22 protein-coding genes are annotated in these 26,551 nt (G+C 68.5%); 4 read left to right on the top strand and 18 right to left on the bottom strand.

Annotated elements, in window-relative coordinates; genetic code table 11:
• Positions 1-30: 30 nt before the first annotated feature.
• The 9 genes from VGT00_12220 to VGT00_12180 form a co-directional block, all read right to left on the bottom strand.
• Complete coding sequence (locus VGT00_12220; protein ID HEV8532177.1) at positions 31-1,641, bottom strand: ABC transporter substrate-binding protein; 1,611 nt, start codon at positions 1,639-1,641, stop codon at positions 31-33.
• 245 nt (positions 1,642-1,886) lie between these two features.
• Positions 1,887-2,846: an oligopeptide/dipeptide ABC transporter ATP-binding protein gene (locus VGT00_12215; protein ID HEV8532176.1), complete on the bottom strand. Its 960-nt coding sequence runs from the start codon at positions 2,844-2,846 to the stop codon at positions 1,887-1,889.
• Between the two features lie 92 nt (positions 2,847-2,938).
• Positions 2,939-3,943 carry an ABC transporter ATP-binding protein gene (locus tag VGT00_12210; GenBank protein HEV8532175.1) on the bottom strand — a complete coding sequence of 335 codons (1,005 nt, stop codon included), beginning with the start codon at positions 3,941-3,943 and terminating at the stop codon, positions 2,939-2,941.
• 305 nt (positions 3,944-4,248) lie between these two features.
• Positions 4,249-6,693, bottom strand: a complete 2,445-nt coding sequence (locus VGT00_12205; GenBank protein ID HEV8532174.1) for an FAD-dependent oxidoreductase — start codon at positions 6,691-6,693, stop codon at positions 4,249-4,251.
• Positions 6,690-7,925: a phosphonoacetate hydrolase gene (gene phnA / locus VGT00_12200; protein HEV8532173.1), complete on the bottom strand. Its 1,236-nt coding sequence runs from the start codon at positions 7,923-7,925 to the stop codon at positions 6,690-6,692. Before phnA ends, VGT00_12205 begins: the two co-directional genes overlap by 4 nt.
• The gene (locus VGT00_12195) at positions 7,922-9,205 is read right to left on the bottom strand and encodes a glycosyltransferase (GenBank protein ID HEV8532172.1); all 1,284 of its coding nucleotides are present in this window, start codon (positions 9,203-9,205) and stop codon (positions 7,922-7,924) included. The genes phnA and VGT00_12195 overlap by 4 nt, the downstream gene beginning before the upstream one ends.
• The gene (locus VGT00_12190) at positions 9,202-10,185 is read right to left on the bottom strand and encodes a GNAT family N-acetyltransferase (protein HEV8532171.1); all 984 of its coding nucleotides are present in this window, start codon (positions 10,183-10,185) and stop codon (positions 9,202-9,204) included. Before VGT00_12190 ends, VGT00_12195 begins: the two co-directional genes overlap by 4 nt.
• Entirely contained in the window at positions 10,175-10,564 is a 390-nt protein-coding gene (locus VGT00_12185) for a zinc ribbon domain-containing protein (GenBank protein ID HEV8532170.1), read from the bottom strand. Before VGT00_12185 ends, VGT00_12190 begins: the two co-directional genes overlap by 11 nt.
• 43 nt (positions 10,565-10,607) lie before the next feature.
• The gene (locus VGT00_12180) at positions 10,608-12,203 is read right to left on the bottom strand and encodes a PAS domain S-box protein (protein ID HEV8532169.1); all 1,596 of its coding nucleotides are present in this window, start codon (positions 12,201-12,203) and stop codon (positions 10,608-10,610) included.
• 327 nt (positions 12,204-12,530) lie between these two features.
• Here VGT00_12180 and VGT00_12175 point away from each other — a divergent pair, with 327 nt between their 5' ends.
• The gene (locus VGT00_12175; GenBank protein ID HEV8532168.1) at positions 12,531-12,902 is read left to right on the top strand and encodes a prepilin-type N-terminal cleavage/methylation domain-containing protein; all 372 of its coding nucleotides are present in this window, start codon (positions 12,531-12,533) and stop codon (positions 12,900-12,902) included.
• Positions 12,903-12,972: 70 nt separating this feature from the next.
• On the opposite strand, the gene VGT00_12170 is transcribed toward VGT00_12175, so the two are convergent.
• The 4 genes from VGT00_12170 to VGT00_12155 form a co-directional block, all read right to left on the bottom strand.
• Entirely contained in the window at positions 12,973-13,626 is a 654-nt protein-coding gene (locus VGT00_12170; protein ID HEV8532167.1) for a hypothetical protein, read from the bottom strand.
• Between the two features lie 74 nt (positions 13,627-13,700).
• Positions 13,701-16,799, bottom strand: coding sequence for an error-prone DNA polymerase (locus tag VGT00_12165; GenBank protein HEV8532166.1), 3,099 nt, complete (start codon positions 16,797-16,799; stop codon positions 13,701-13,703).
• A 20-nt stretch (positions 16,800-16,819) separates the two neighbouring features.
• Entirely contained in the window at positions 16,820-18,130 is a 1,311-nt protein-coding gene (locus VGT00_12160; GenBank protein HEV8532165.1) for a DNA polymerase Y family protein, read from the bottom strand.
• Complete coding sequence (locus VGT00_12155; protein ID HEV8532164.1) at positions 18,127-18,807, bottom strand: hypothetical protein; 681 nt, start codon at positions 18,805-18,807, stop codon at positions 18,127-18,129. Before VGT00_12155 ends, VGT00_12160 begins: the two co-directional genes overlap by 4 nt.
• 149 nt (positions 18,808-18,956) lie before the next feature.
• Between VGT00_12155 and VGT00_12150 the strand changes: the two genes are divergently transcribed.
• The gene (locus VGT00_12150) at positions 18,957-20,045 is read left to right on the top strand and encodes a hypothetical protein (protein ID HEV8532163.1); all 1,089 of its coding nucleotides are present in this window, start codon (positions 18,957-18,959) and stop codon (positions 20,043-20,045) included.
• Positions 20,046-20,208: 163 nt separating this feature from the next.
• Here VGT00_12150 and VGT00_12145 read toward each other — a convergent pair whose 3' ends face one another.
• The 5 genes from VGT00_12145 to VGT00_12125 form a co-directional block, all read right to left on the bottom strand.
• Positions 20,209-20,898 (bottom strand): aconitase family protein, encoded by a 690-nt coding sequence (locus VGT00_12145; GenBank protein HEV8532162.1) that lies wholly within the window; start codon positions 20,896-20,898, stop codon positions 20,209-20,211.
• 80 nt (positions 20,899-20,978) lie between these two features.
• Positions 20,979-21,845, bottom strand: coding sequence for an isocitrate lyase/PEP mutase family protein (locus VGT00_12140; GenBank protein HEV8532161.1), 867 nt, complete (start codon positions 21,843-21,845; stop codon positions 20,979-20,981).
• A gap of 83 nt (positions 21,846-21,928) precedes the next feature.
• Positions 21,929-22,408, bottom strand: a complete 480-nt coding sequence (locus VGT00_12135; GenBank protein ID HEV8532160.1) for a maleylpyruvate isomerase N-terminal domain-containing protein — start codon at positions 22,406-22,408, stop codon at positions 21,929-21,931.
• 108 nt (positions 22,409-22,516) lie between these two features.
• Entirely contained in the window at positions 22,517-23,020 is a 504-nt protein-coding gene (locus VGT00_12130) for a flavin reductase family protein (protein HEV8532159.1), read from the bottom strand.
• Positions 23,021-23,108: 88 nt separating this feature from the next.
• The gene (locus VGT00_12125) at positions 23,109-23,696 is read right to left on the bottom strand and encodes a class I SAM-dependent methyltransferase (GenBank protein ID HEV8532158.1); all 588 of its coding nucleotides are present in this window, start codon (positions 23,694-23,696) and stop codon (positions 23,109-23,111) included.
• A gap of 145 nt (positions 23,697-23,841) precedes the next feature.
• Between VGT00_12125 and VGT00_12120 the strand changes: the two genes are divergently transcribed.
• Together VGT00_12120 and VGT00_12115 are read left to right on the top strand one after the other, a co-directional pair.
• Positions 23,842-25,518, top strand: coding sequence for an ABC transporter substrate-binding protein (locus tag VGT00_12120; protein ID HEV8532157.1), 1,677 nt, complete (start codon positions 23,842-23,844; stop codon positions 25,516-25,518).
• A 65-nt stretch (positions 25,519-25,583) separates the two neighbouring features.
• Positions 25,584-26,540, top strand: coding sequence for an ABC transporter permease (locus tag VGT00_12115; GenBank protein ID HEV8532156.1), 957 nt, complete (start codon positions 25,584-25,586; stop codon positions 26,538-26,540).
• Positions 26,541-26,551: the final 11 nt, after the last annotated feature.

Here is a 26,551-nt window from a genome sequence, read left to right as displayed (position 1 = left end):
GTGAGAGGAGTAGCTTGGCTAGACGCCAAGCTAGTCACCAAGCCAGACCACGTCGAGCTGGTTGTTCAGGTAGTGGCTGGGCGTGATCGTCCACCCCTTGACCTTGGCGTTGTGCGGGATGATCCGGTGCCACTGGATCGTGTAGATGACGTGGACCTCCTCGTCCAGCAGCCGCTTCTCGAACGCCCGGAGGTACTTCTTGCGCTCCTCGAGGTCGGTGGCCCGCGCCTGCTTCTGGAAGAGATCGTCGATGACCGTGTCCTTGTGCTTGCCGAAGTTCGCGTCGGACTTGGTTATGAAGCGCGGCAAGTCCAGGTCCGGCTCCACGATGAAGCCGCACTGGAAGTCCATGGCCACCTCGAAGTCACCCCGCTTGAGCATGGGGTGATAGGAGGCGGCCTCGATCATCTCCATCTTGACGGTGATGCCGATCTGCCGCCACTGATCGATGAGCCAGATGCCGATGGGCTCGTAGGGATGCGGGATGCCGCGGTTCTTGAAGGTGAAGGAGAGCCCTTCGGCCCCGGCTTCCTTGAGAAGGCGCCGCGCCTCGGCGCGGTTGGCCGCGATGTCGTGGCCGTAGCCGGCGAGCTTCTCGAGCTCGCCCGGCGGTGTCGCGTACGGCGTGCCGGGCACCTGGATGCCGCCCACGTCCCGCACGAGGGTGATCTTGGACAGGTTCTTCGAGCCCTCATATCGATCGAGAGCCAGCGAGAGGGCCCGTCGCACCCGCTTGTCGTTGAAGGGCTTCTTGTCGTGGTGCATGGAGACGAAGTTCAAGCAGTCCCACGGGCTCTCCTGCACGGTGATCTTGGGCCCGAGGGCCTGGACGAGCTGATCGCGCTCGGGCGGGCTGAAGCCACGGAACTGGATGTGCGCCCGCTCGCCGCGGATGGCCGCCACCTGGGCCGACGAGGCACTGATGAAGATGGCGCGATAGCCGTCGAGGTACGGCTTGCCCTTGTCCCAGTACTCGGGGTTCTTCTTGCCCACCAGGTGGGACCCTTTGACGTGCTCGACGAAGACGAAGGCGCCCGTCCCCATCACGTTCTTCTCGTACCAGTGGATGTCCTTGGCGAGGAGATCGGCCTTGTAGATCCAGTTCCACGGTGAGGCGAGGTTCAGGAGCAGCGAGGCTTCCGGCCTCTTGAGACGGAACCGGACCGTGGACGGATCCGGCGCCTCCACGACTTCGATAACGTCGTAGGCCTCCTTACGCAGGGACTTGATGCCCGCGGGCGGGAAGACGATCTTGTCGTAGGAGGCCTTGATGTCCTTGGAGGTCAGCGCGCTGCCGTCGTGGAACTTGACGCCTTGGCGGATCTTGAACGTGTACGTCATGCCGTCCTTGGAGACGGTCCACGACTCGGCCAGATCACCGACGGGCCTGGTGCCCGTCTTGTCGACGGGATCGACCCGCAACAGGGTGCTGTACAGCGGCGCCATGGGATGGATGACGCCGAAGGTCTCCTCCTGGTGGGCATCGTAGGAGGGCGGCTCGGAGGGAACGACGAAGATGAGCTCGCCGCCGGCGCGCGGCTTGACCTGAGCAGTCACGAGGCCAGGGACCACTAGCCCGGCCGCCAGCGCGACCGCCAGGAGAAGCCCGACGGCGACTCCCAGCAACTTTGACATTTTCATTCCACGCCTCCTTGCGCGGCACCGGCGATCAGCGACCACAGCCATCGTCCATAGGGGAGTCCCCCAGACGAGACCGGGACGTTTCGGAAGCCACGGGAAAGTCCATCAATTGTGACAGCAAGTTACCCTAGCGGCCCCACCCCGCCCTGTCAAGGTCGACCAACATAGGGTACTGGGTCAAGTTGCGAGCCAGCCCCGAGACGAGAGCTGAGTTGATCTGGCGAAGCAACTTGGCCCAGTACTACTCAAACACGGATGCAGGCGGCAAAGTGCCCGGGCCTGATCTCACGAAGCGCCGGCACCGCCCCCTCGCACTCCTCGATAGCGATGGGGCACCGGGGGTGGAAGACGCAGCCCGACGGGGGATTGAGCGGGCTCGGCACCTCGCCCCCCAGCACCGTACGCTCGCGGGCCAGCTCCACGGCCGGGTCGGGAATGGGCACGGCCGAGAGGAGGGCCTTGGTGTACGGGTGCTGCGGATCCTCGTAGAGCGCCTGGCGGTCGGTGATCTCGACGATCTTGCCCAGGTACATCACGGCCACCCGGTCCGAGATGTGACGGACCACCGAGAGATCGTGAGCGACGAAGAGGTAGGTCAGGCCGAACTCCGTCTGGAGCTCCTCGAGCAGGTTGATGATCTGAGCCTGGATCGACACATCGAGGGCGGAGACAGGCTCGTCGCAGACGATGAGCGTCGGCTCCATGGCGAGGGCGCGCGCGATGCCCACGCGCTGGCGCTGGCCGCCCGAGAGCTCGTGCGGATAGCGCCGGGCCATGCCGGAGGGAAGGCCGGCGTGGCTGAGCAGCTCCTTGACCCGCGCCTCCCTGGCCGCGCTGCCGGGGACGATGCCGTGCACGGCCAGCGGCTCGGCGATGATCTGTCCCACCGTCATCCGCGGGTTGAGCGAGCTGTACGGGTCCTGGAAGATGACCTGCATCTTGCGCCGCACCGCGCGGAGCTCGGCCGGCGAGGCCGCGGCCAGATCCTTGCCCTCGAAGAGGATGGAGCCACTGGTCGGCTTCTCCAGCTGCAGGACACAGCGGCCGGTCGTGGTCTTGCCGCATCCGGATTCACCGACGAGGCCCAGGGTCTCGCCGCGGCGGATGGAAAAGGACACGTCGTCCACCGCTTTGATGACGCCGCGGCCACCACCGAAGAAGCCCCCGCTGACCTCGAAGTGCTTGCTGAGGTGGCGGACTTCCAAGATCTCTTCGCCCCTTTGCGGCTCATCGCGCGCCCGATCGTCGCGTCCGCGATTTTCAGCGCCTCGGCCTTCGCGCGCGGAGGCCGTCACGGTCACGCGGACACCTTCTGGCCCAGCTCGGCGGCGACCCAGCAGGCCGAGACGTGCCCGGGCGAGACCGCTTCGAGAGGCGGCGCCTCGAGACGACAGCGCTCCAATGCGTACTGGCAACGCGGCTGAAAGGCGCACCCCGGGGGCAGCCGCGACAGATCGGGGGGCTGACCCTGGATGGGCAGAAGTTTCGCGCGCCGCGGCTCGTCCAGCCGAGGCACCGAGCGCAGCAGACCGAGCGTATAGGGGTGGCGCGGGTTGGCGTAGATCTCACGGGCGGTGGCCCGCTCGACGATGCGGCCGGCATACATCACGTTGACCCGGTCGGCGTAGCGGGCGACCACCCCGAGATTGTGCGTGATCATGACCATGGCGACGCCGAGCCGGCGCGAGAGGCCTTTCATGAGCTCGAGGATCTGAGCCTGGATGGTGACGTCGAGCGCGGTGGTCGGCTCGTCGGCCAGGATGAGGGCGGGATTGCAGGCCAGGGCCATGGCGATCATCATCCGCTGCCGCATCCCGCCGCTGAACTGGTGCGGATACTGGCGCAGCCGCCGCTCGGGATCGGAGATGCCGACCAGACCCAGGAGCTCGATGGCCCGCGCCCGCGATTGGGAGGGGGTCGCCCCGAAATGGATTTCCGTGGGCTCGGTCAGCTGGCGGCCTACGCTCAGCACGGGATTGAGGGACGTCATCGGCTCCTGAAAGATCATGGCGATCTCGCGCCCGCGGACCTGACGCATCTGATCCTCGGGAAGCTGGAGGAGGTCGCGCCCCTTGAAGAAGATCTGCCCGCCCAGGATGCGGCCGGCGGGAGCGGAGACGAGCCGCATGATGCTGAGCGCGCTCACCGACTTGCCGCAGCCCGATTCGCCCACGAGGGCCACCGTCTCCCCCGCCCGCACGTCCCACGACACGCCGTCCACTGCGCGCACGATGCCGTCGGCGGTCGAGAACTGGGTCTGGAGGTTCTGAACGTCGAGGAGGAGATCCCCGCCCTGCTCCATGTGCGCGCAGTCTAGCACAGCACCATTGACCGGGGACGCGACGGGCCCCTTGACCCACTCCGCGCTCGCCTCAGCAGGCGAGTGCCGTCGGGAGCGAATCCGACGAGCCGTAGCGTGCCCCGAAGCGCAGGGCGCCTCCGCCGCGCGAGCCGTCCTGCGCAGCAGGGCGGCGAGCGCACCCCCCTCTGGGGGATGGGGGGCGGGCGGAGGCGCCCGAGCGAGGAGGCACGTCGAGGCGAGGAGGTTTGAGCGGACGACGGCACTCGCCTGCTGAGGCGAGGGATGAATAGCCCCGCGGGCGCCCGCTAAGCTTTCACCCGCTGGCCGTCGGGATCATACGGCGCGCGGAGGCTCGCGCGGGTCCGATGGCGCTGGCCGGCGATTTCTATCTCCACACGCGCGCGCTCGAGCCAGTCGGCATCGACGCCCTCGCCGCGACGTACCCAGCCCAGGGCCACGCCGCGTCCCAGGGTGTGCCCGAACGCCGCCGAGGTGACCGAGCCCGCGAGGCTGCCGTCGCACCAGATGGGCTCGTCGCCCCAGGGCAAGAGCTCCGGATCCTCGAGCACAAGGCTGACCAGACGCCTGGCCAGAGGCTGGCCCTTGCGCGCGAGCAATGCCTGGCGGCCGAGGAAGTCACGGCCTTTGTCGAAGCGCACCGCCCAGCCGAGCCCCGCCTCCAGGGGCGTGTCGTCGGGCGTCAGCTCCCGTCCCCAGGCGCGATAGCCTTTCTCGAGCCGGAGCGAGTCGATCGCGTAGTAGCCGGCATCCACGAGCCCGAGATCCCCTCCCGCCTCGCGCAGCGTGTCGTAGACGTCCGCGGCGACTTCCACCGGCACGTACAGCTCCCAGCCGAGCTCTCCCACATAGGTGATGCGTGAGGCGCGGACGGTAGCGCGGCCGATGCCGATCTCGCGGCTCGTGGCGAACGGGAAGGCCGCGCTCGAGAGGTCGGCGCCGCTCACGCGGGACAGAAGCGCGCGCGCGCGTGGCCCCATCACGCCGATGACGGCATACGCGCTGCCCACGTCGGTCAAGGTCGCGCGGGCCTCCGCAGGAATATGGCGTCGGATCCAGCTGGCGTCACGCGTGGTCTGGGCGGAGCCGGTCACGACGAGATAGGCGTCCTCGCGGACCCGCGTCACCGTGAGGTCGCTCTCGAAGCCGCCCCGCTCGTTCAGCATGGCCGTGTACACGATGCGCCCGGGGGGCACGGCCACGTCATTGGCGCAGAGCCGCTGGAGGACGGATTCGGCATCGGGTCCCTGGACGAGGAACTTGGAGAAGGAGGTCTGATCGAAGAGGGCCACCGCCTCGCGACACGCGCGGTGCTCGGCGGCGGCCTGGGGGAACCAGTTCTGGCGGCCGAAGGAATAGACGGTCTCCGGCTTGACCCCCGCCAGGGCGAACCAGTTCGGGCGCTCCCAGCCCATCTTGTTGCCGAAGCAGGCTCCGCGCGCCTGGAGACGATCGTGAAGGGGCGAGCGGCGCAGCCCGCGACCGCTCTCGAGCTCACGGTTGGGGAAGGCGACGAAATAGTGCACGCCCACGATCTCGCTCGCGCGCTCGCGCAGGAACTCGGGGTTGGCATGGAAGGGAGCGAAGCGCCGGATGTCCGCCTGCCAGAGATCCATGGACGGCCGGTCCTCCACGATCCACTCGGCGAGGGCCCGCCCCGCCCCCCCGGCCGTCGCGATGCCGCCCGAGCAGAAGCCGGCCCCGACGTAGTAGCGGCGCACCTCGGGCGCCTCGCCCAGGATGAAGTAGTTGTCGGGCGTGAAGCTCTCGGGTCCATTCATGAGGAGCCGCACCGGGGCCGTCTCGAGGGCGGGGACGCGCTCGATGGCGTGCCGCATGAGGATCTCGAACTTGGCCCAGTCCTCGGGGAGCGTCCCGAAGCTGAAGCCCTCGGGAATGCCGTCCATGCCCCACGGCTTGGCCCAGGGATCGAAGCCGCCCATGAGGAGGCCCGCCACCTCCTCCTTGAAATAGACGTGGCCGTCGCCATCGCGCAGCACGGGCAGGTCGGGGGTGACGCCGTCGATGGGATTGGTGACCATGTACATGTGCTCGCAGGCGTGCAGGGGAACGCTGACCCCGCTCATCCGACCGAGCTCCCGCGCCCACATGCCCGCGCAGTTGACGAGCACTTCGATGGCGATGTCGCCCTGCGAGGTCTGCACGCCTGCCACGCGGCCACTCTCGAGCTTGACGCCCGTGACCCTGACGCCCTCGTGGATCTGCGCGCCACCCGCCCGGGCGCCCCGCGCCAGGGCCTGGGTGATGTCGGCGGGATTCGCCTTGCCGTCGCCGGGAATCCACACGGCGCCGATCAGGTCATCGGTGCGCATGAGCGGATAGCGCTCGCCCGCCTGCTTGGGGCTGATCTCCTCGGCGTCGATGCCATAGGAGCGGGCCACGGAGGCATTGCGCCGGAGCTGGACCATACGCTCGGCCGTGCGCGCCACGCTGATGCTGCCGCAGCGCTTCCAGCCCGTGGCCTGGCCGGTCTCGGCTTCCAGGCGGCCATAGAGGTCGACGCTGTCCCGGATGAGCTGGGTCAGATTGCTCGACGAGCGCAGCTGGCCCACGAGACCGGCGGCATGCCACGTGGTGCCGCCCGACAGGCGTCCCTGCTCGAGCAGCACCACGTCCCGCCATCCGAGCTTGGTCAGGTGATAGGCGACGCTGGTGCCGACGATGCCGCCGCCGACGATGACGACGCGCGCCTGGCTGGGCAGCCGCGTCACAGGACGCGATTGAGGGCGAGGTCGAAGATGTCGAAGTTGCGGAGGCGGCGACCGGGCGGCAGGTCGCCAAGGCGTTCGGTCAGGACGAGCGGCACCGTCTGCTCCGAGAGCCCGCCGTGGGAGCGGAGCGGCGCATCCAGTCCCGAGAGGTCGTGCTTGGCCTGGCTCGTGCCGATGACGTAGTGTCGCCGCGAGACCGCGACGAGATCGCCCATCCGGTCCGGCGGCAGCTCGAAGCGCCGGCAGCCTTCCGAACGGTCCAGCACCAGCTCCATGCCCGGCAGCGCCGCCACGCTTCCCGCCGCCGCCCCCGGGTCAATGCCATCCGGCAGGTAGACGGTGGCGAAGGAGCCGAGGGCGCCGTGATGGACGACGTAGGGATCGGTGATGGGAAGGATGACGCGCGCCCGTGCCGTCCCCAACCAGCCGTCGAGGACGTCCTGGAGATAGATCACTTGCGGCTTGCCCTCGCCGTCCGTCTTGGCGTTCATGCCATGGTCGGCCGTGATGGCGATGGAGGCGCCGAGCCCGGTCAGACGCGCGAGGTAGCCGTCCATCATCCGGTAGAACGCGTTGGCGGCCGAGGTGCCGGGGGCATGCTTGTGCTGGACATAGTCCGTGGTGGACAGGTATGTCAGGTCCGGCCGCGTGGTCTCCATGAGCCTCACGCCCGCGGCGAAGACGAACTCGCTGAGGTCGGCGCTGTACACCGAGGGCAGCGGCAACCCCACCAGCTCGAGCACATCCGCGATGCCGTGCTCGGCCACCGTGGCCTCGTTCGCCTTCTCGGCGGAGAAGCAGATCCCCCGCATGCCGTGCCCGAGCAGCCGCCGCAGCTTGTCCTTGGCCGTGACCACGGCGACGCAGGCCCCGGCCTCCGCGAAGGCGGCCAGGATGGTATCGCAGCGGAGATACTTCGGGTCGTTCATCATCACCTCGGCGCCGGCCTCGCGGTCCCAGAAGTAGTTCCCGCAGATGCCGTGCACGGAAGGCGGCACGCCGGTGACGATGGAGAGGTTGTTCGGATTCGTGAAGCTCGGCACCACGCAGGCGCCGAGCAGCCGCGTACCCTCGGCCACGGCCGAGGCCAGATACGGCATGGCGCCGGCCAGGAAAGCCTGCTCGAGGTAATCGGGCTCACAGCCGTCCACGCACACGACCACGAGCGGCCGGGGCGGCCACGCATAGGTGCGTCCGTTGATGCTGATGGGCTCTCGCGAGGTGACGCTCATGGTTGAGTCTGGCAGCGGCCGCGGCCGAGATGCGAGACGGCGGCGGGGCGCAGCTCGGAATAGAGTCTACACACCGACTCGGTGACGCAGGGCCAGCGATAGTCGTCCGCCCAGCGCGAGGCCTCGCGGCCCAGGCGGGCGCGCTCGGCGGGATCGTGAAGCAGGCGCTCGAGGCGCTCGGCCAGCGCGGCGGGATCGCCCTCGGGCACGAGATAGCCCGTCACGCCGTCCTTGACAGTGGTCTGAAGCCCGCCCACGCGCGAGGCGACCACGGGGCAGCCGCAGGCCATGGCCTCGAGGGCCACCATCCCGAACGACTCGTACGCCGACGGCATGACCGTCGCGTCGGCCGCGGCGTAGAAGAGTCGGAGCCGCCGCTGCGGCTGGGCGCCCAGGAAGTGTACGCGATCCTGGAGCCCGAGCGCCCGCACGCGAGCGCGGAGCCGGGTGGCATGCCCCCGCGCCGCGCCGCCCCGCACCAGGGGAGACGGCTCCGGCTCGTCGGCATCCCCGCCCACCACGTAGAGCCGCGACGAATCACCCAGCCGCGCCACCGCCTCCAGCAGCGTCTCGAGCCCCTTGATGGGCTGGAGCCGCCCGACATAGAGCAGCATCGGGCCGGTCGGCACTTCGAGGAGATCCTGGGCGGCCGCCTGCCCCATGGGCTGGAAGAGATCGGTGTCGACCCCGCATGGGATGACCGCGATGCGATCGGTGGTCGCCCCGTAGTACCAGACGAGGTGGGCGCGCTCGACCACATTGGCGGCCACGATGCGGTCCGCCCCCGCCACGATGCGCGCCTCCTCGGACAGCCTGAGCTCGGGCTCCCTCTCGAGGTCGTCTTGCGCCACCGAGTTCTTGAGCCGGCCCAGCGTGTGGAACATCTGTACCAGCGGCACGCCCCAGCGCTCGCGCAGCTCGAGCCCCGCCACGCCCGAAAGCCAGTAATGGCCGTGGATCACATCGTAGTCGATGCCCTCGTCCCAGCGATGCTTCTCCACGCCCTCGACGAATTCGGCCAGGTGCTGGTGTATGGTCGCGCGCCCGATGGGCGCCTGGGGTCCCGCGGGCAAGTGGATGACGCGCGCGCCGTTTCCGAGCTCGGCCACGCGGGGGATGCTGGGGTTCTGTGACCGCGTGAAGACATCCACGGCCACGCCCATGCGACCAAGCTCGCGCGCGGTCTCGCGCACGTACACGTTCATGCCGCCCGTCTCCTTGCCCCCGAGGGCGGCGAGCGGGCACGTGTGGACGCTCAGCACGGCCACGCGCAGGCTCACGGGGTCACCCGTATGCGGAAGAGATCCTGCGGGGTCGGGCCGAACGCGTACTTGTACGGCTCTTCTCCACGGAGGAAGTCGAACAGGGGCACCCCCCGCTCGATGGCGTCGCGGATCACGTGGGCGAGCAGGACGATGCCGGGCGAGAGCTTGGCGTGCTGGGGATCGAAGCCCGAATTGTAGAGACCCACGGAGCCGCGGTACTCGAAGCAGAGAAAGGCCGCGACGCCGGCCCCCTCGTGATCGAGGAACCAGAGCCGCGCCCAGCCCGCCGCCGCCAGGGCCCGCGTGACCTCGCGGAAGAAGCCCTCCATGCGCTCGTCCATGAAGCGCGCCTTGCCGCCCTTGGAGAGCCGGTGGAGCCTGAGGAACTTCGCGAGCTCTCCCTCCCACCCTTCGGGCGAGGCATGGGAGCGCGCGGAGGTGCCCGGGAGCTCGCGCTCGAGCTTGCGTATCTTGCGCTTGAGCTCATGACGATCCTTGCCGGACAGCCGCTCCAGATAGGTCTCCCAGGAGGACGGCAGCTCCAGGACCGGACAGCGATCTTCTCGCTCGACCGAGGCCCGCAGCCCCGATGTCGGGCTGAGCCTGGGAAGGATCTCGAGCGTGGGGGAGAGGGCGCGGATGCCGTGGAGATCCCAGGCCGCCGAGTCGCCCGCGCGGTGATGGAGGAGCGCTTGCCACGCGTCCTCCTCGCGACCGGCCGGTGCGATGAGGTCGAGATAGTCGGAGACGTCCACGCCGCCTACCAGGCGCCGCTCTCCCGGCGCCTCGTCGTAGAGGGGCAGGAGGCCGGCCAGCGTGCCGGCATCGTCCGCGATACGCAGGAGGTGAAGCGGCCGGCCGCCCAGGAATGCCCGGGCCCAGACCGTCTGCCACTGCCAGGTCAGGAAAACGGAGGGGAGGCGGGCCTGGTCGAGGAGGCCATTCCAGCGCGGCTCGTCCAGGCCTTCGAAACCCGGCAGCGCCTCAACCTTCATCGTCGCTCCCGGCTTCAGACAGGCTGGCCTCACCGCCGGGCCCCCCCTCCTCGCCGCCATCTCCGCCCTCGGCCATGGCCTCGTCCATGGCCGCGTCGAGATCCGGCCCCAGATCCTCGCCCACCTCGTCGCCCATGCGCTTGACGAACTTGGCAATGCTGCGAGGGTCGCTTTCGTCGAGGTCACCGTATTGGGAGGGATCGGCGGCGGCTTCCAGCCGGTCATCTTCGGACTTGAGGGTAGCGAAACGGGACATGAGTCGTGAGAGCTCGGCGCTGCCGCAGCCCGGACATCGAGGCGAGGCTTGCTGTGACATCGAGCGCACGAGCAGGCTCAGGCGGCGGTGGCAGGCCTGGCACTCGTACTCGTAGATAGGCACCGATGGTTCCTCGTCTGTCCGGGTGTTTGGACGCGTTAAGACATCAAAGGGATGCTGGGGAGATGCGGGGGGATGGGGGAGACTTCTCCGGCTCGTTGCCGAGCGTGAAGAACACGGCCCCACCTTCGGGCGTGGCCTCGACCCAGACCCGGCCTCCATGGCGCTGGATGACGCGCTGGACCATGACCAGGGCGACGGCCCCCCCGTCCGGTCCATGCCTTCCCTCTGGTCCATGCCCATTGTCCAGGCGCTGGACGGCGCCCGGCAGCGCCCCGGCATAGGGCCGGTCAATGGTGCCGCCGCCATCGGTGATCACGAAAGTCTCCCGGTCCCCCACGCGGGCAGAGCCGAACTCGATGTGCGCGCCCGGCTGTCCTGCCGTCGCGCTCCAGGCCGTGCCGATGAGGTGCGTGAGGGCCAGCCGCAGGAGGCCCGGATCTCCGTTGGCCGTCAGCCCTGGGGCAATCGTGCAGGTGACGTCGTCCCCGGCATGGCCGGCCCGGAGCCCCTCGGCCACTCCTCGAGCCAGTGCGGAAAGGTCCACCCTCTCGCGCTTGAGCTCGCCGCTCGTGAGGCGCGACAGCTCGATGAACCGCTGCACGAGCTTCTCCATGCTGCGATTCGTCGTGGCCAGGCGATTGAGCCGGCCGCGTCCTTCTCCGTCGAGCCTGAGACCGTAGTCCACGATGAGTGCCTCGCTCAGGTCATCCATGCGCCGCAGCGGCCCGCGCAGGTCATGCGCCACGGCATGCGCGAGCGCATCCACCTCCTGACCCAAGATGGCGATATAGGCCTCCTGAGTGGCCATCTTGGTCTCGAGGGCGGCCGCCTGCGTCTGAGCCGTCCACTGCGCCGTGATGTCCACGACGCTCACCTCGACCACGAGCCGGGCGCCCTCCTCCAGGCGCCGCGCGGTGAGGCGCACGCGGCGCAGGTCGCGATCACGCCGCCGGAACCCAAGCTCTTCCTCGATGGACAGCGTCCCTCGATCGAGACGCTCGATGATACGGTCGAAGTCGGCCCGCTCCTCGAAGAAGTCGCGGATGTTCCGCGCCTTGATCTCCTCATCCGTGCTGAAGCCGGTCAGGCGCCGGAAGGCCTCATTGCACACGAGCATCTTGCCGTCCCGGAAGGCGTGGACGATGCCCGCGACGTTGGCGTCGAAGAAGGCCCGGTAGCGGCGCTCTGCCTCCCGCCCCGTCTTCTCCGCCTCCCGCGACCACGTCAGCGAGGCGTACACGGCATCCGATGAGTCACGCTCCCGGCGCGCGGCGTCGGCGGCGATGCGCGCGGCGCGCTGCTTGATGACGCCGACCATGAGAGCGACGGCGGGCGCCGAGCAGGCATAGACGAGCACGCGCCGCAGCGTCTCGTGAGTGTACGGAAAGACCGTGCCGGGGGAGGAGAGCAGGTACGAGTAATACCACACGGTGATGCCGGCGCTGATGAGCCCGTCGACCAGGCCCCCCACGAAGGTCGAGGCGACCACGGCGGTCAGGAGAAGGGTGGTCGGCGCTACGATCTGCCACGGGGTCCAGGAAAATGCCTCGATGATGGCGATGGCGGCCAGCGCGAAGGCGGGACTCAGCAGCTGCCGCAGGTATGCGCGCTCGGCCCGATGTAGCCTGCGTGGACTCACGTCGATGGACCCCTCCATGGGAGGGCGATTGCTGATGATCTTGGATGCGCTACGCACCAGAATCCGAGGATACCGTAGAAGCGATACGCCGTCATCCTCGCCTTGGATGCATCCCTCGAGGCGCGCGACTTCAGGTCGGCGCGCCACCCATCCGCGCGGTCAGAGCCCGGCGCGCAGTGCGCTAAATGGGCCAATCGAAACCAAATTTTGGCGGTCTGCCCGACCCCAGACCGCGTTGGGGCCTGTGGAAGGTCAGGAAACTTGGGCAGTTAGGGGGCTCGGGCTGAATTCCGCGCATGGCATCACCTTTGCCCTAATAAGGCCGACATGCGTCGCCGAGAAGCCGGGTTCACTCTGGTTGAGCTCCTGGTCGTCATTGCCGTGCTCGGCGTGCTGACCACCATAGCCATGACCATCTATCACAATGTTCAGGCCCGCTCGCGCGTGGCCAAGGCCGAAGCGGACACGCGCACCCTGGCGGGAGCTATTGGCACCTTCAGCGCGCACATGGGCCAGATGCCCTCGACGCTGACCGATCTCACGAGCCCGCAGACCAACGTGAACGGGGAAATCGCGGGCCCCTTCATGGCTTCGACACCGACCCCGCCTCCCGGCTGGACGTATACCTATTCGGCGGGCGGCGCCAACGGCTACCAGATCGTCGCGAGCGGGGATAGTACGACAATAGTCCGCCCGTAGGCTGCTGAAAAAGGCCCATGTGCTTCGTTGGCGCCCTCGCATCTGGGCCCTTTTGAGCAGCCTACAGAATCTATGCGGGGCTCAGAGTCCCGCGCGCGACCAGAGCGATCAGGCCTGCCACGGCCGCCACGATCAGGACGCCTCCCTTGAGAGTGTGGAGCATGAAGGGAGCGCTGCGCACCTCGTAGGGCCCGAGAGCCAGCAGGACGTTGACCGCGGTCACCACCTGACGAAGCAGCCCGCTCTCGTCCGCCGGCTGCACGCGCAGCCGGGGCGTCCCGCTCCACCATGGGGCCGACACCGTCACCACCACGCCCAGATCCTTGATCATGAGCTCGTGCTCCCCGGCGCGCGGGACGGACTCGCGCGCGCTGTAGTAGCCCATTTGCCCCAGCACCTCGCGCACGGTCTCGAGCAGCGACTCCACGGCCACCCCGGGCGCGGCATAGCCTCGGCCAAGCATCCAGAAGCAGCCGGCGGCCAGGACCACCGGGAGAAGCAGCATGGCATCGAGAGCATTGCTGTTGACGCCGGGCGCCGAGCGCAGGGGCAGGCGCGGCAGCATGAGCATGATGAGGGTGAACACGGCGGCGCGCGTCCAGTAGAGGTGATGAGCGGGCAGCAGGAACGGCTTCTTGAGCCGCGCCGCATGGAGCCCGATGCTCATCTCGACGATGCCCGCGGCGCCGAGCAGCAGCACCACGAGCCACGGGGCGAAGAGCACTTGGCCTCCTTCCGGCCTCGGCCGGGGTCAGGATCGGACGCGGCAAGAAGGTAGCAGGAAGCGGCGGTCAAGAGTTAGTGAAAGTCGTGGGAGGGCATCCGTCCGAGCTCGGGGCGGAGGGGCTGGATGCGCCCGGCGCGGACCGAGATGACGTCCTCGCGATGCTCGAGGGTACCTTCGATGTAGAGGAAGGACTCCTGCACCAGGATGAGACGGTAGCGGTGGAAGAGTGGCGGGGGCACGACCACGTTCACGAGCCCCGACTCGTCCTCGAGGTTCAGGAAGACGAAGCCCTTGGCGGTGCCGGGCCTCTGGCGTACCACCACCGCTCCGGCAACCCGCACGGTGACACCGTGCCGGAGCCGAGGCAGATCAGTAGCCCGCGCCACCCGCAGCCGCTCGAGCCGCTCCCGGTGGAAAACCATCGGATGAGGCCCCAGGGTGAGCCCGGTGCCCTCACCGTCGGCCACGAGCGCCTCCTCGGCCGTCATCGACGGCAGCGGCGAGGGCGAGGGCGGGGCCGGGATATCTTCGTAGAGCGCGCCGGCCGGGCGCGCCGCCAGCTCGATCTCCCAGAGCGCCGCGCGACGCTCGAGCCCGAGGCTGCCCAGCGCCCCGAGCTCGGCCAGCCGGGTCAGCTCGTCGCGATGAAGCCCCGCGCGGCGGACGAGATCGTCGGCGGAGGCGAAGGGGCGTAGGCGCTCCATGCGCCGACCCGCCTCCTCGCGCAGCCCCCGGACATAGCGCAGCCCGAGCCGCACCGTCCCATCGGCCTCGATCGCGCAGAGCCAGTCGGAGTAGTTGACGTCTACGGGGCGGATCACCTGCCCGTGCCGCGCGGCATCGCCCACGATGGTGGCGGGATGATAGAAGCCCATGGGCTGGTTGTTGAGCAGCGCCGCGTAGAAGGCCGCCGGGTGATGCGCCTTGAGATACGTGCTGGCATAGGCGAGCAGCGCGAAGCTGGCCGCATGACTCTCGGGAAATCCATAGAGGGCGAAGGCGGTGATGGAGCGGATGATGGCCTCGGCCGCCTCGCCCGTGATCCCCTGCTCCGTCATGCCGGCCCGGAGCTTTTTCTCCACCTCGTCCATGGCCTGCTTGCGCCGCTTGAAGCCGAAGGCGCGGCGTAGCTCTTCGGCCTCGCCGCCCGTGAAGCCCGCCGTGGCCATGGCCATGCGCAGGAGCTGCTCCTGGAAGAGCGGGACGCCGAGCGTGCGCCGGAGAATGGGCTCGAGCGAGGGATGCGGCACGGTGGGGAGCTCGCGCCCGGCGCGCCGCCTCAGATACGGATGCACCATGTCGCCCACGATGGGCCCCGGACGGATGATGGCGACCTGCACCACGAGGTCGTAGAAGCAGCGGGGCTTGAGACGTGGCAGGGTGGCCATCTGGGCGCGGCTCTCCACCTGGAAGACGCCGACGGTATCGGCCTTCTGCAGCATGGCGTAGACGGTCGGGTCGTCGGGGGGCAAGTGCGCCAGGTCCACGTGGCCGCCCCGCCGGTGGATCATGCCGATGGCGTCCTCGAGCAGCGCCATCATGCCCAAACCCAGGAGATCCACCTTGATGATGCCCATGGAGGCGCAGTCGTCCTTGTCCCACTGCACGACCGAGCGCCCGGGCATGGTCGCCGGCTCGAGGGGCACGCAGCTATCGAGCCGGCCCTGGCAGATGACCATGCCGCCCGAGTGCTGGCCCAGGTGCCGGGGCAGATCCTGGATGGCCGTCCAGAGACCGGCGAAGTGGCGCATCACCGGCTGCGCGGGATCGCAGCCGGCCTCGCGAAGATGGACGAGGAGGCTATCGCCCGGATCCCTGTACTCCCAGTCGCTGACGAGCCCGGAAAGGCGATCGCAGAGAGCAACGGGGAGTCCCAGGACCTTGCCCACTTCGCGCGCCGCGCTCCGGCCGCGATAGGTGATGACATTGGCCGTCATGGCGGCGCCCAGCCGGCCATAGCGCTCGTAGACGTACTGGATGACCTTCTCGCGCCGGTCGCCGCTCGGCAGATCGAGGTCGATGTCCGGCCACTCGCCACGCTCCTCGGAGAGGAAGCGCTCGAAGAGGAGCTCCATCCCCACCGGATCCACCGCGGTGATGCCGAGGGCATAGCAAACCGCGCTGTTGGCGGCCGAGCCCCGCCCCTGCACCAGAATGTCGTGGCGGCGGCAGAACTCGATCAGGTCCCAGACGATGAGGAAGTAGCCGGACAGGTCGAGGCGGGCGATCAAGTCGAGCTCGCGCTCGATCTGGCGCTTCGCCCGCTGGGCCAGCGGGCCCGCGCCATAGCGCTGCCGCGCCCCTTCCTTGCAGAGCGCGCGGAGCCAGCCGATCGGCGTCTGACCGGGCGGCAGCGGGTAGTCCGGGAAGCGATAGCCCAGGTGCTTGAGGGTGAAGCCGAGGCGCAGGGCCAGCTCGCCCGTATTGGCCACCGCCGATGGGCAATCGGCGAAGAGCTTCTCCATCTCGCGAGCGGGCTTGAGGAAGCGCTCGCTATTGCGCGCGAGCAATCGCCCGGCCTGGCCGATCGTCGTGCCGTGTTTGATGCAGGTCAGCGTGTCCAGCAATGGGCGATCTCCGCGCGCGGTCATGAGGGGGGCATTGCTGGCGAGAAGCGGCAACCCCAGCCGCTCGGCTTCGGCACGCAGCCATTCATTGCGCGCCTCCTGCTCGCGGGAGAGATCGCGCTGGAGCTCGGCGTAGACGCCGAAGCGGCCGAAGAGACCGGCGAGCCTGTCGAGCGTCGCGCGCGCGGCCTCGTGGCCGGCGCGGGCAAGGGCCGAGGTGATGAGCCCGGACGTGCCGCCGGTGAGGCAGACGAGCCCGCCCGTATGCTCTTCGAGATCGTCCCAGCCCGCGGTGCCCTGGCTCTTGGCCGCGCGCATCTTGATGCGGGTCAGGAGGCGGCAGAGATTCTTGTAGCCTTCCTGGTCTTCCACGAGGAGCGGCAGCCTGCCGCCGTCGGCCATGCTGATCTCGGCCCCGACCAGCGGCGTGATCCCCAGACGTGTACAGGCCCGGTAGAAGGCCGGGGCTCCATACACCCCGTCGGTGTCCAGGAGGGCCAGGGCTGGCTGCTCGAGGGCACTGGCCCGCTCCGCCAGCGCCTCGGGCAACGCCGTCGCCTCGAGGAAAGAAAATGCGCTCTTGGCATGCAGCTCGACGAACATGTCAGTGCCGTTCGAGCTGGCTAATCATAAATTGCTTCGAGGCGCCAGCCGCGCCCGTCGCGCGCCAGGCGGCAGAGCGTGCCGTCGCCGAGCTCCACGTCCCACTCGTCCTGGACGAAAGCGTCTTCCCTCCACCACTCGCCCGAGACGCGCCACGGGCCCGCGCCGGCGACGATGCGGCCTGTGAGTCCGGTCACGCGGAGGTGAGTAGGCGCTCCGCTCTCGAGCGTTACCTGCGCGGGGCGCGGCGGTCTCATCCTGCGTACAGCTAGAACCGCCCCCTCACCCTGCCCTCTCCCCCGATGGGGGAGAGGGATTTGATTTCGAACCCCCTCTCTGCATTGGGGAGAGGGGAGAAGAAATGGCGTCATCTGGATCGCGTCGGGGCGGTGGCTGTCCAGGAGCTCGGGCGAGCCGATGGCGGAGGCGCCCACGAGACCGCTCAGGCGCGCGAGGGCAGCGGTGAGCAGACGCGGGCTCGGGCGCGGCGGCTCATCGAAGCGCGGCTGCGCCTTCGGCGCGCGCAGAGGATGCGCGCGGAGGGTGATCCCCTCCACCGCGGCGCGCGGTGGCCGGGCCGCGAGCGAGGCGCGGAGCATCGCGGCGGCCGCCGCGGGATCGGCCAGCGGAGCCGCTGGCGCGCACACGCCCTCGTGCACCGTGCGATTGGCAAGCCGGCAGACCCACTCGAAGCGATCAGCCGTGAGCTCGTCGCGGCGGAGGCGCGCGCAGAGCACTTCGGCCAGCCCTGCCATGAGATCGCCGAGCGGCTCGAGCGCCTCGATGCCCCAGGCGCACTCCGCCGATTCCTCGAAGACGGGCGGCGGGGCCCAGAGGCGGAGCGGCGTGGGATCCTCGCCCCGTGCCAGCCGCTGAAGGCGCGGTCCCTCGTCGCCCAGCCTCTGCGCGAGCCCGCGCGCGGGAAGATCCGCCAATTCGCCGAGCGTGCGGATGCCCCAGCGGGCGAGGCGGGCCGTCATCTCGGGACCGAGATCGAGGAGAGCCAGGGGCGCCACTCCAAGTCTCCGCGCGTCACGCCCAGGCGGAACGATGGTGACACCATCTCCAGCGCGGGCGGCGAAGCGTGCGCCCGCGCGGCTGCCCGCGATCCCCACTCGCGCCGCCCATCCTCGCTCGGCCACGGCCTCGCGAAGCCGACGCGCCAACTCCTCCTCACCGCCCCAGAGCTTGCCCAGCCCGCGGAGGTCGAGCAAGACGATGCCCGGCGCGACATCCTCCACCGAGGGCGAATGGCGGAGGGCGATGTCGAGCAGGGCGGACTGGACCGCCGCGTCGGCGCCCGGCACCTGAAGGCAGGCGATGCGCATCATGTCCGCCACTCGAGGAGCCAGGCACGCTCGGGCATGGCCAGGCGCGGGTCGGAGCGCGAGCGCACCACGCGCGCCTCGGAGACGAGCCCGCCCAGCCGCAGAGGCCGGGGAACGCCGAATCGGTTCTGGGGGGGAGCGGCGCCGCTCCGCCCCCAGACCCCCCCACCGCATTGACTATTCCAGCGCGTGCGCACGCGGCGCACCGACACCACCAGCGCGGCGGCCGAGCCCAGGAGATGCCGCGGCCCGCGAACGACGAGGATGCTCTCGCCGCCCGCCACGGCGCGCTGGAGACGCACGCCCATCCCCGGCGGCGCGGAGGCCGACTCGCCCACATCGAGCGCGACGGCGGCAAACCCCGGGCAGCGGAGAAGGAGATCCGTCGCGCGCCAGGCCACGGGCAGACGCCCGCCGCAGCGCACCCAGAGCAAGCCACGAAGATCGAGCCCGGCGCGGGCAGCCACGGCGGGATCGAGCGTGTCGGAGGCGTCCACGAGTGCGACGACTCCGCCGCGTCCGACCGCGTGGGCCAGGAGCGCCAGCAACAGGCTGCTCCCTCCGGAGGATCGAGGGCCGACGATCTCGCTGAGCCGGCCTTGGGGAAAAGCCTGCAGCAAGCCATCGAGCCCCTCGCGATCCGGCCCTGGCGGGGGCGGGGACTCGATCGAGGTGGCCATAGCGACACTCTCTTATTAAGGAGTGCATAGATTACCCATCATGTGTTGAGTATTACAAGGCCAAAATGGAGGGGAGAAAGCCGAGGAACACTACAAGATATAGAAGTCTTGAGACCTTTCACGACAACCGCCAGGCGGAGGGGGCATCCATGGCCTTCAATGGACATTGGGTCATCCCGCTCTGGGTAATCCTCGCTCTCATCGCCGTGGCAACCCTCACGGTCCCCGCGACAAAGGCGGCCGACCCTCCGGCCACGAAAGCCCCCCGCTCCTACCCGATCCCGAGTCACGGCGTTCTCGAGCTCGATGGGCCCACCGCGTGGAAGAGCTCGCTGGATCAGCCACCTGGCGGCCGGGCCCCGACCATCACCTTCACACCCTCTACTACCCAGGAGTTCGAGTTCAAGGTCACGGTGAGCTGGGACCAGACTCGTCCTGCCGATGCGTTTTCACCGGCGGCCATCCGCTCCTTCGTCCAGCACATGGGTCAGAAGCTCCTGCCCACCGCTGTCGAGAAGACCCTCGTGGTCGAGCCTCTCCCCGGCCAGACCCCTCGCGGCTATCACTACACGCTCACCGACAAGAGCTCGGTCGGAAAACCGTCCGCCCCGGGCGACTACCCGTACGTCATTCAAGGCATGACCAGCGCGGGAGACCTCCTCCTTGCCTTCAGCTACTTCTTCCGCACCAAGGAAGGGCCCGACCGGGAGGCCGCGCTCGCCATGCTGGCCGGGGCCCGCGCGAAGAGCGAGGTCGCAACCACGCTTCCGCCCGCTCCCTCCGGCCCGCTTTCCCTCTCTCTGCCGGGGTACCGATGGGGGGTCCGCCTCGATCTCGCGGGCTTCGCCATCACCGGCGACGAGATGAACTCTGCTCGGACGGCGCGACGTATCGCCGCCGAGAAGCGCGAGGGCAGCATCACCCTGACCGCCTTTCTCGAGCGGGTGCCGGAGCCCATGGACGCCAAGGCGTGCCGCACCTACTACGCCGCCCGCCTCCAGAGAAGTCCGATCATGAAGGGGATCACGGTCCGGATGTCCGAGCTGGGCGAGCTCGCCGTGCTCGACTACTTGATCAAGGATTTTCAAGGTGTACCCATCAATCAGAAGCACGTCAACGCCTACCTCGGTCAGGAGGGCGCGTGCCTGGACGTGCATCTCTCGAAGATCCAATTCGTATCGGGCGACGAAGCGAGCTGGCAGAACGTGCTCACCAGCATCCGGGTCGAAGCGCGGTAGGCGCGCTCGGCTAGGTAACTCGGAGGGGGGCTCCGCCCCCCTTCCGAAGCCACCCCCCGGTACCGATTGCGCCGGCGAAGCCGGCGCTCGAAGCGGACCATTTCTGCTCGCGAAGGCATGGGAATTACTTGGACACACCGCTAGGCCGCGGGACCGCCGCCCCTCACCAGCCAGGGACGGTCATCCGCTCTTCCATGGACATGGCGCGAATCGCCGGCCCCGCGTACTCGATGGCATGCCCGACGCCACCGGCGGCGCCGATCTTGGCGATGATGGCGAGGATCACGTCCTTGGCCGCGACGCCGAATGGGCGCGCGCCGTTGACGGTGATCCGCATCACCTTGGGCTTCCTCTGCCAGAGGCATTGCGTGGCCAGGACGTGCTCGACCTCCGTCGAGCCGATGCCGAAGGCGAGAGCGCCGAAGGCGCCGTGGGTCGCCGTGTGGGAATCACCGCACACGAGGACGATGCCCGGCTGCGTCAGTCCTTGCTCGGGCCAGATGACGTGCACGATGCCTTGGCGGACATCACCGGGTCCGAACTGCGTGATGCCGAGCTCGCGCGAGGTGCGGGCGAGGGCCTCGACCATGCCGCGGATCTCCTCGTTGGCTGAGGCCTCCGACCCCGCCCCCGTGGGCACGTAGTGGTCGGCCGTGGCCACCAGCTCGCCCGGCCTGCGCACGGTGCGTCCGGCCTTGCGGAGGCGGCGGAAGGCTTCCGGCGAGCCGTCGTGCAGCAGATGACGATCGACGTAGAGGAGCGTCTGGCCGCCCGGCCCCTCGGCCACGACGTGCCGGCTCCAGATCTTCTCGAACATGGTGGGCACGGCATCCTCCTCAGTCAGCGTTCCCATCCCTCTCCCCCATCGGGGGAGAGGGCAGGGTGAGGGGGCCTACGACGAACACGCATACATCCGCCGCCAGGGCTGAATCCTCACGACCGGGGCGCGAACTTCTCCTCGATCTGCTGCCACCAGTCGAACCCGACCCGGCGGAAGATGTCCATGGGCGAGAGCACGGGCCCATCGTGCCAGTCCGTGCCCGTCTCCTTCAGGCGCTGAAGCGATTGCTCCATGGCGGGAACCGCCGCCGCCATGCACACCGCGGGGAAGATCACGATCTTGAAGCCGAGTCGTTCGAGCTCTGCCGTCTTGACGGCGGGCGTCCGACCCCCCTGGACCATATTCGCCAGGAGCGGCGCCTTGACCTCGCGCGCCACGCGCTGGATCTCGTCGTCCGTCTGGGGCGCCTCGACGAAGATGACATCCGCGCCGGCCTCCGCGGCGCGATTGCCGCGCTCGATGGCGTCGTCCAGGCTCGTCACGGCCCGAGCGTCCGTGCGCGCGATGATGACGAAGTCGGCATCGGTACGGTACTCGGCCGCCGCGCGGATCTTGTCGCAGAACTCCTGCGCGGGAATGATCTGCTTGCCCGCGATGTGGCCGCACTTCTTCGGCGCCACCTGATCCTCGATGTGCAGCCCCGCCACGCCGGCCCGCTCGTATTCCCGCACGGTCCGCACCACGTTCAGCACATTGCCATAGCCCGTGTCGGCATCCGCGATGATGGGCAGCGTCACGCAGGAAGCCAGATGCGAGGCGTGATTGGCCATCTCGGTGAGCGTGGCGAGCCCGAGATCGGGCTGGCCCAGATGCGAGGCCGCCGTGCCCGCGCCGGTCATGTAAACGCACGAGAAGCCGGCCGCTTCGATGAGCCGCGCCGAGAAGCCATCGTAGGCGCCCGGGGCGACGATGATGCCGGGTTGGCTGAGCATCTGGCGAAGACGCGTGGTGGTCCGCATGGGAGAGCCTTTCTCGGGCCCTCAGGCCCGACGGCAGCGACAGGAGCGGATTGTTCTACGATCCCGCAGGGCTGTCAATGCAGTCAGCCGAAGATCTGCTCGATCTCCTGAAGGTGCTCCCGGCGATGCTCGGCGCGAACCATGTTGAGCGGGCTGCCCGCCGCCTTGTTCCGCGCGAGGAAGTCGTCTGACAACGCGGCCACCTTCCGATCCACTGCCTCGGCGATGCCCACGGCGACCTCGGCGGCCCGGCGTGGGGTCAATGCGAGGAAAAGCGGTTTCGTCGCGTCATTGATCCAGTCGACATCCGCAGCGTTCTCGAGGGGAGGGCTGGCGGATGGAGAGTGCTCCCACTGCTCGAGCAAGACCAGGATTCGCTGGTCCCAGAAGGCCAGGTGAGCGAGGACCGCGGCGACCGTCCAGCCCGCGGGCATGGGACGGGCGAGATCGGCGTCGCTCAGCCGGGCCACGAGGGACCGCAGCCGGCTGCGCTCCGCATCGTTCTGGGTGACGTAGGTGCGATCAGTGCTCATGATGTCCTCCTCCTCGCGCGGGATGGCCATGGTCTGGCTCACGCATGAGACACCGAATCTGGTCTCGTGTGAAACATCTATCTCCAGAAGCACATGGTGGAAGGGCTCACGGCCGGTAGCGTAAAGGGCTAAGCCCCGCTAGCCCCCATAGAAGATGCTCGGCCCCAGGTCCTTCAGCCAGAGGGTGGCATCGTCGGCCCGGCCTTCGGGCGCCTTGGTCTGCGACACCTCGACCACTTCGCCCACGAAGATCGAGTGATCGCCGCGCTCGACGCTGTCCACCAGCCGGCACTCGATGGCCGCCGGCGTCCGCTCCAGGATGGGCGCGCCCGTCGTCCCCCACCGGAACGGCTCGCCCGAGATGGTCTGGCCCTCGAGGGCGGCGGGCTTGAAGAAGGTGAAGGCCATGGGCCCCTGGTCCTTGCCGAGCACATTGAGCGCGAAGGCCTGCGAGTGCTTGATGGCGGCATGCGCGTGTGAGTCCGTCTTCACACCCACGACGATGAGCGGGGGCGCGAAAGAGGCCTGGGTCACCCAGTTCACCGTCCCGGCCGCCACCGCGTCGTCCTTCCCCTTCGCGGTCAGCACAAAGAGTCCGTAGGGGATCATCCGCAGCACGCTCTTCTTCACATTGGCATCCATGGTTCTCCTCCTCTCGGAATATGCGTCGGGCGTCAGTGTAACGCAGAGGGACGCTCAGGGTGCGGGCGCGGCACCGGGGACGGGCGGATCAGACGGAGACGGCCACGAACCACCGGCCCTCGTGGACGAGGCGACCGCCCCCGAGCTCGGCGAAGAGCTCATCCTTCTCGAACACGCGCTTGTACACGCTCCAGCGCGAGCCGTCGGCGAGCGTGCGCTCTTCCCAGCGTGCGCGTTGCTCGGTGCCGCCAGGCCGGCTGCCCACCACCACGACCTCCCCGGCCACGCGCCGCGCCTCGGCGAGAAAGCGGAGCCGTTCCGCCTCGACGAGGTGGCAGTAGAAGAAGCTCGTGAAGACGCGATCGAAGCTTCGCGCCGCGAAGGGCAGCGCGAGCGCGTCGGCGAGGACGAATCCGGCACGCGGCGCCTGCTGCCGCGCGAGGACGAGCATGGCATCGCTCTGGTCGAGCCCGATCACCTCGCCGGCCAGGTGGCGGGTCAGGAAACCGGTTCCGCAGGCGATGTCGAGCGTTCGCGCCGCGGGGAGACCGCGGAGTACGGAGGCGAGCACCTCGAGCTCGTCTTCCCACCCCGGCCGCTTCCTGCCCGCGAAGAGGCCTCGGCCCAGCCACCAGTCGTCGTACTCACGGGCCCTCGCGTGGTAATAGGCCTTCACGCCCCTAGAGTACCGCCACCGTGCCGCGCCAGTCCCGGGCTTCTCGGAGGCGCACGCGCGTTGCGCCTTGTTTCTCGACGGGCGGTCGTGTATCTTTCGCGCACCCGTGCATCGATGCGCGGACCAAACCCAATGGGGGTGCCACATGAGTAACCAGCCCGTCTCCGGCAACCGACCCCACACCCTGAGCCGTCGCACCTTCCTCCGCGCTGCAGGGGTGGCGGGCGGCGCCGCCCTCGGCCCCGCCGTGCTCCGCAGAAGGGCCGAGGCCCAGGAGACACCGTCGCCCATCCGGCCTGATCCCGCGGCCAAGCGCGGCGGAACGCTGCGCTACGCAGTCCACAACGCGCCGGCCCACTTCGACGTGCACCAGTCCGGCACCGTGGCCAATATCGGGCCCCAGAGCCCGATGTACGACACCCTGCTCCGGCGCCATCCGAAGGACGGGCAGACCATCATCCCCGACCTCGCGTGGAAGTACGAGATCTCGCCGGACGGCAAGAAGTACACCTTCCATCTCCGGAAGGGCGTGAAGTTCCACGACGGGGCGGACTTCACCGCTGAGGACGTCAGGGCAACCTACGAGCGCATCGTGCGGCCGCCCAAGGGCGTGGTCATCCCGCGCTCGTCGCTCTTCACCACGGTGGGCGAGATCGTGGTGCTGGATCCGCACAAGATCGAGTTCCGGCTGACCGAGGCGCGGCCGAAGGCATTCATGCTGGGCTCCTTCGCCAGCGGCTGGAACATCATCGTCCGAAAGAAGACCCTCGACGACAATCAGGGTAATCTCCGGCAGGTCATGAACTACCCTGGCACGGGGCCCTTCAAGCACGTGTCGCGGCAGGACAAAGAGGTCTGGATCATGGATCGCAACCCCAACTACTGGAACAAGGGGCTGCCCTATCTCGACAAGCTCGAGGTCTATCACATGTTCCCGTTCTCGCCAGAGCTGGGCTCGGCGTTCATCTCCGGCAAGGTCGACTATGCGCGGCTGCTGGACCCGGTCTCCTGGCGCAAGGCCAAGGAGATGCCCGGGGTCACGGCGGCCGCCTTCAACCAGAGCGTGATCCAGGCCTTCTGGACGAACATGAAGAGGAAGCCGCTCGCCGACCCCCGCGTGCGCCGGGCCATTCACCTCGCCATGGACCGTCACACCCTGGTCGAGGTGGTGAAGGACACCGCGCCCATGCAGATCGGCGGTTTCGTCTATCCGTTCCACGAAATGTCGACGCCGAAGGCCGATCTGGAGAAGCGCCTCGGCTACCAGAAGGACATGAAGCCCGCCGTCCAGGAAGCGCGCCGGCTCATGCAGGAAGCGGGCTACGGCCAGGGCATCAAGGGGCTCGACTTCGTCGTGCGTGACATCCAGACGTTCAAGCTCTGGGCCGTGGCCATCCAGGCCATGCTCAAGGAGCACATCAATATCGAGACCAACCTGCGGACGGTGCAGACCTCCGTGTGGTTCGATGAGGCGGCCGCGGGCAACTTCGACCTCGCCATCAGCGCCATCGTGTCCAGCCTCATGGACCCCTCCGACTACTTCAGCGCCTGGTACGGCCTGAACGGTCCTCAGAACTACTCCGGGTGGAACAACGAGCAGTTCCAGACGCTCGCCAAGCAGATCGAGCGCGAGCTCGACGACACGAAGCGCAAGGCCATGGTACGCAAGGCGGAAGAGATCCTGGAGCAAGATCCACCGTTGATTCCCGTGGCCTACGAGCAGATCTACGACGCCTGGTACAACAAGGTGCGGGGGCAGAACCCCTCGACGTACTTCGGCATCTACGACGTGGTCCGCTGGGACCAGGTCTGGCTGGCGTAAGGCGCTAGCCGGAGCCCTCTGAGGAGCTCGCCGGGCGAGGCGGGCGGAAGCGCGAGCGATCACGCGTGCGCAAGTACCTCGCCCGGCGGGCTCTCTTCGCCCTGGGAACCCTCGTCGGGGTCTCCCTGATCATCTTCGTCGTCCTGCGCATCCTGCCCGGCGATCCGCTGGTGGCCATCCTCGGGGTGGAGGGCCACGCGAGGATGACGAAAGAGGATCGCGTGCGCATCATGCACGACCTCGGACTCTCCGATCCGCTCCCTGTGCAGTACGTGCACTGGCTGCGCGATATCGCCACGGGCAAGCTGGGCAAGTCGTTCTTCCGGGGCGACACCGTGGCCGATCTCATCCTGCATCGCGGCCCCATCAGCGCCGAGATCGGCATCCTCGCGCTCATCGTCTCCTGGCTCGTCGGATTGCCAATCGGCATCGTGAGCGCGATCAAGCCCAATAGCTCCATCGACAATATCACCCGCTCCCTCGCCATCCTGTTCATCGCCATCCCGGGCTTCTGGCTCGGCATGCTCATCGTGCTGGCGCTCCTGTTCTGGTTCGGCTACAAGGCGCCCATCATCATCGTCCAAGTGTGGCAGTCGCCGTGGCAGAACTTCCAGATCGTCCTGGGTCCCGCCGTGGTGCTCGGGCTCGCCCAGGGCGCGTACATCGCGCGCATGGCGCGCTCGTGCCTGCTCGAGGTGATTCGCGAGGACTACGTGCGCACGGCCCGGGCCAAGGGGGTGGTGGAGCGTCGGGTGGTGCTGGGCCACGCCCTGCCGAATGCCCTGCTGCCCGTCATCACGATCTCCGGTGTCCTCCTCGGCTTCGTCCTGGGCGGCTCCGTCGCCGTCGAGCAGGCCTTCGGCGTCCCCGGCCTGGGTCGCGCGCTCGTCACTGCAGTCATCGAGCGCGACATCATCGTCGTCCAGAATCTCGTGCTGCTCTACGCGGCCATCTTCGTGGTGGTGAACCTGCTCGTGGACCTGAGCTATGCCTGGCTGGACCCGCGCATCCACTATGCCTGAGCCCGCGCGGG

It is taken from the genome of Candidatus Methylomirabilota bacterium (assembly GCA_036002485.1).
Taxonomy (GTDB): domain Bacteria; phylum Methylomirabilota; class Methylomirabilia; order Rokubacteriales; family CSP1-6; genus AR37.
This window is presented reverse-complemented; position numbering and strand designations above follow the sequence as displayed.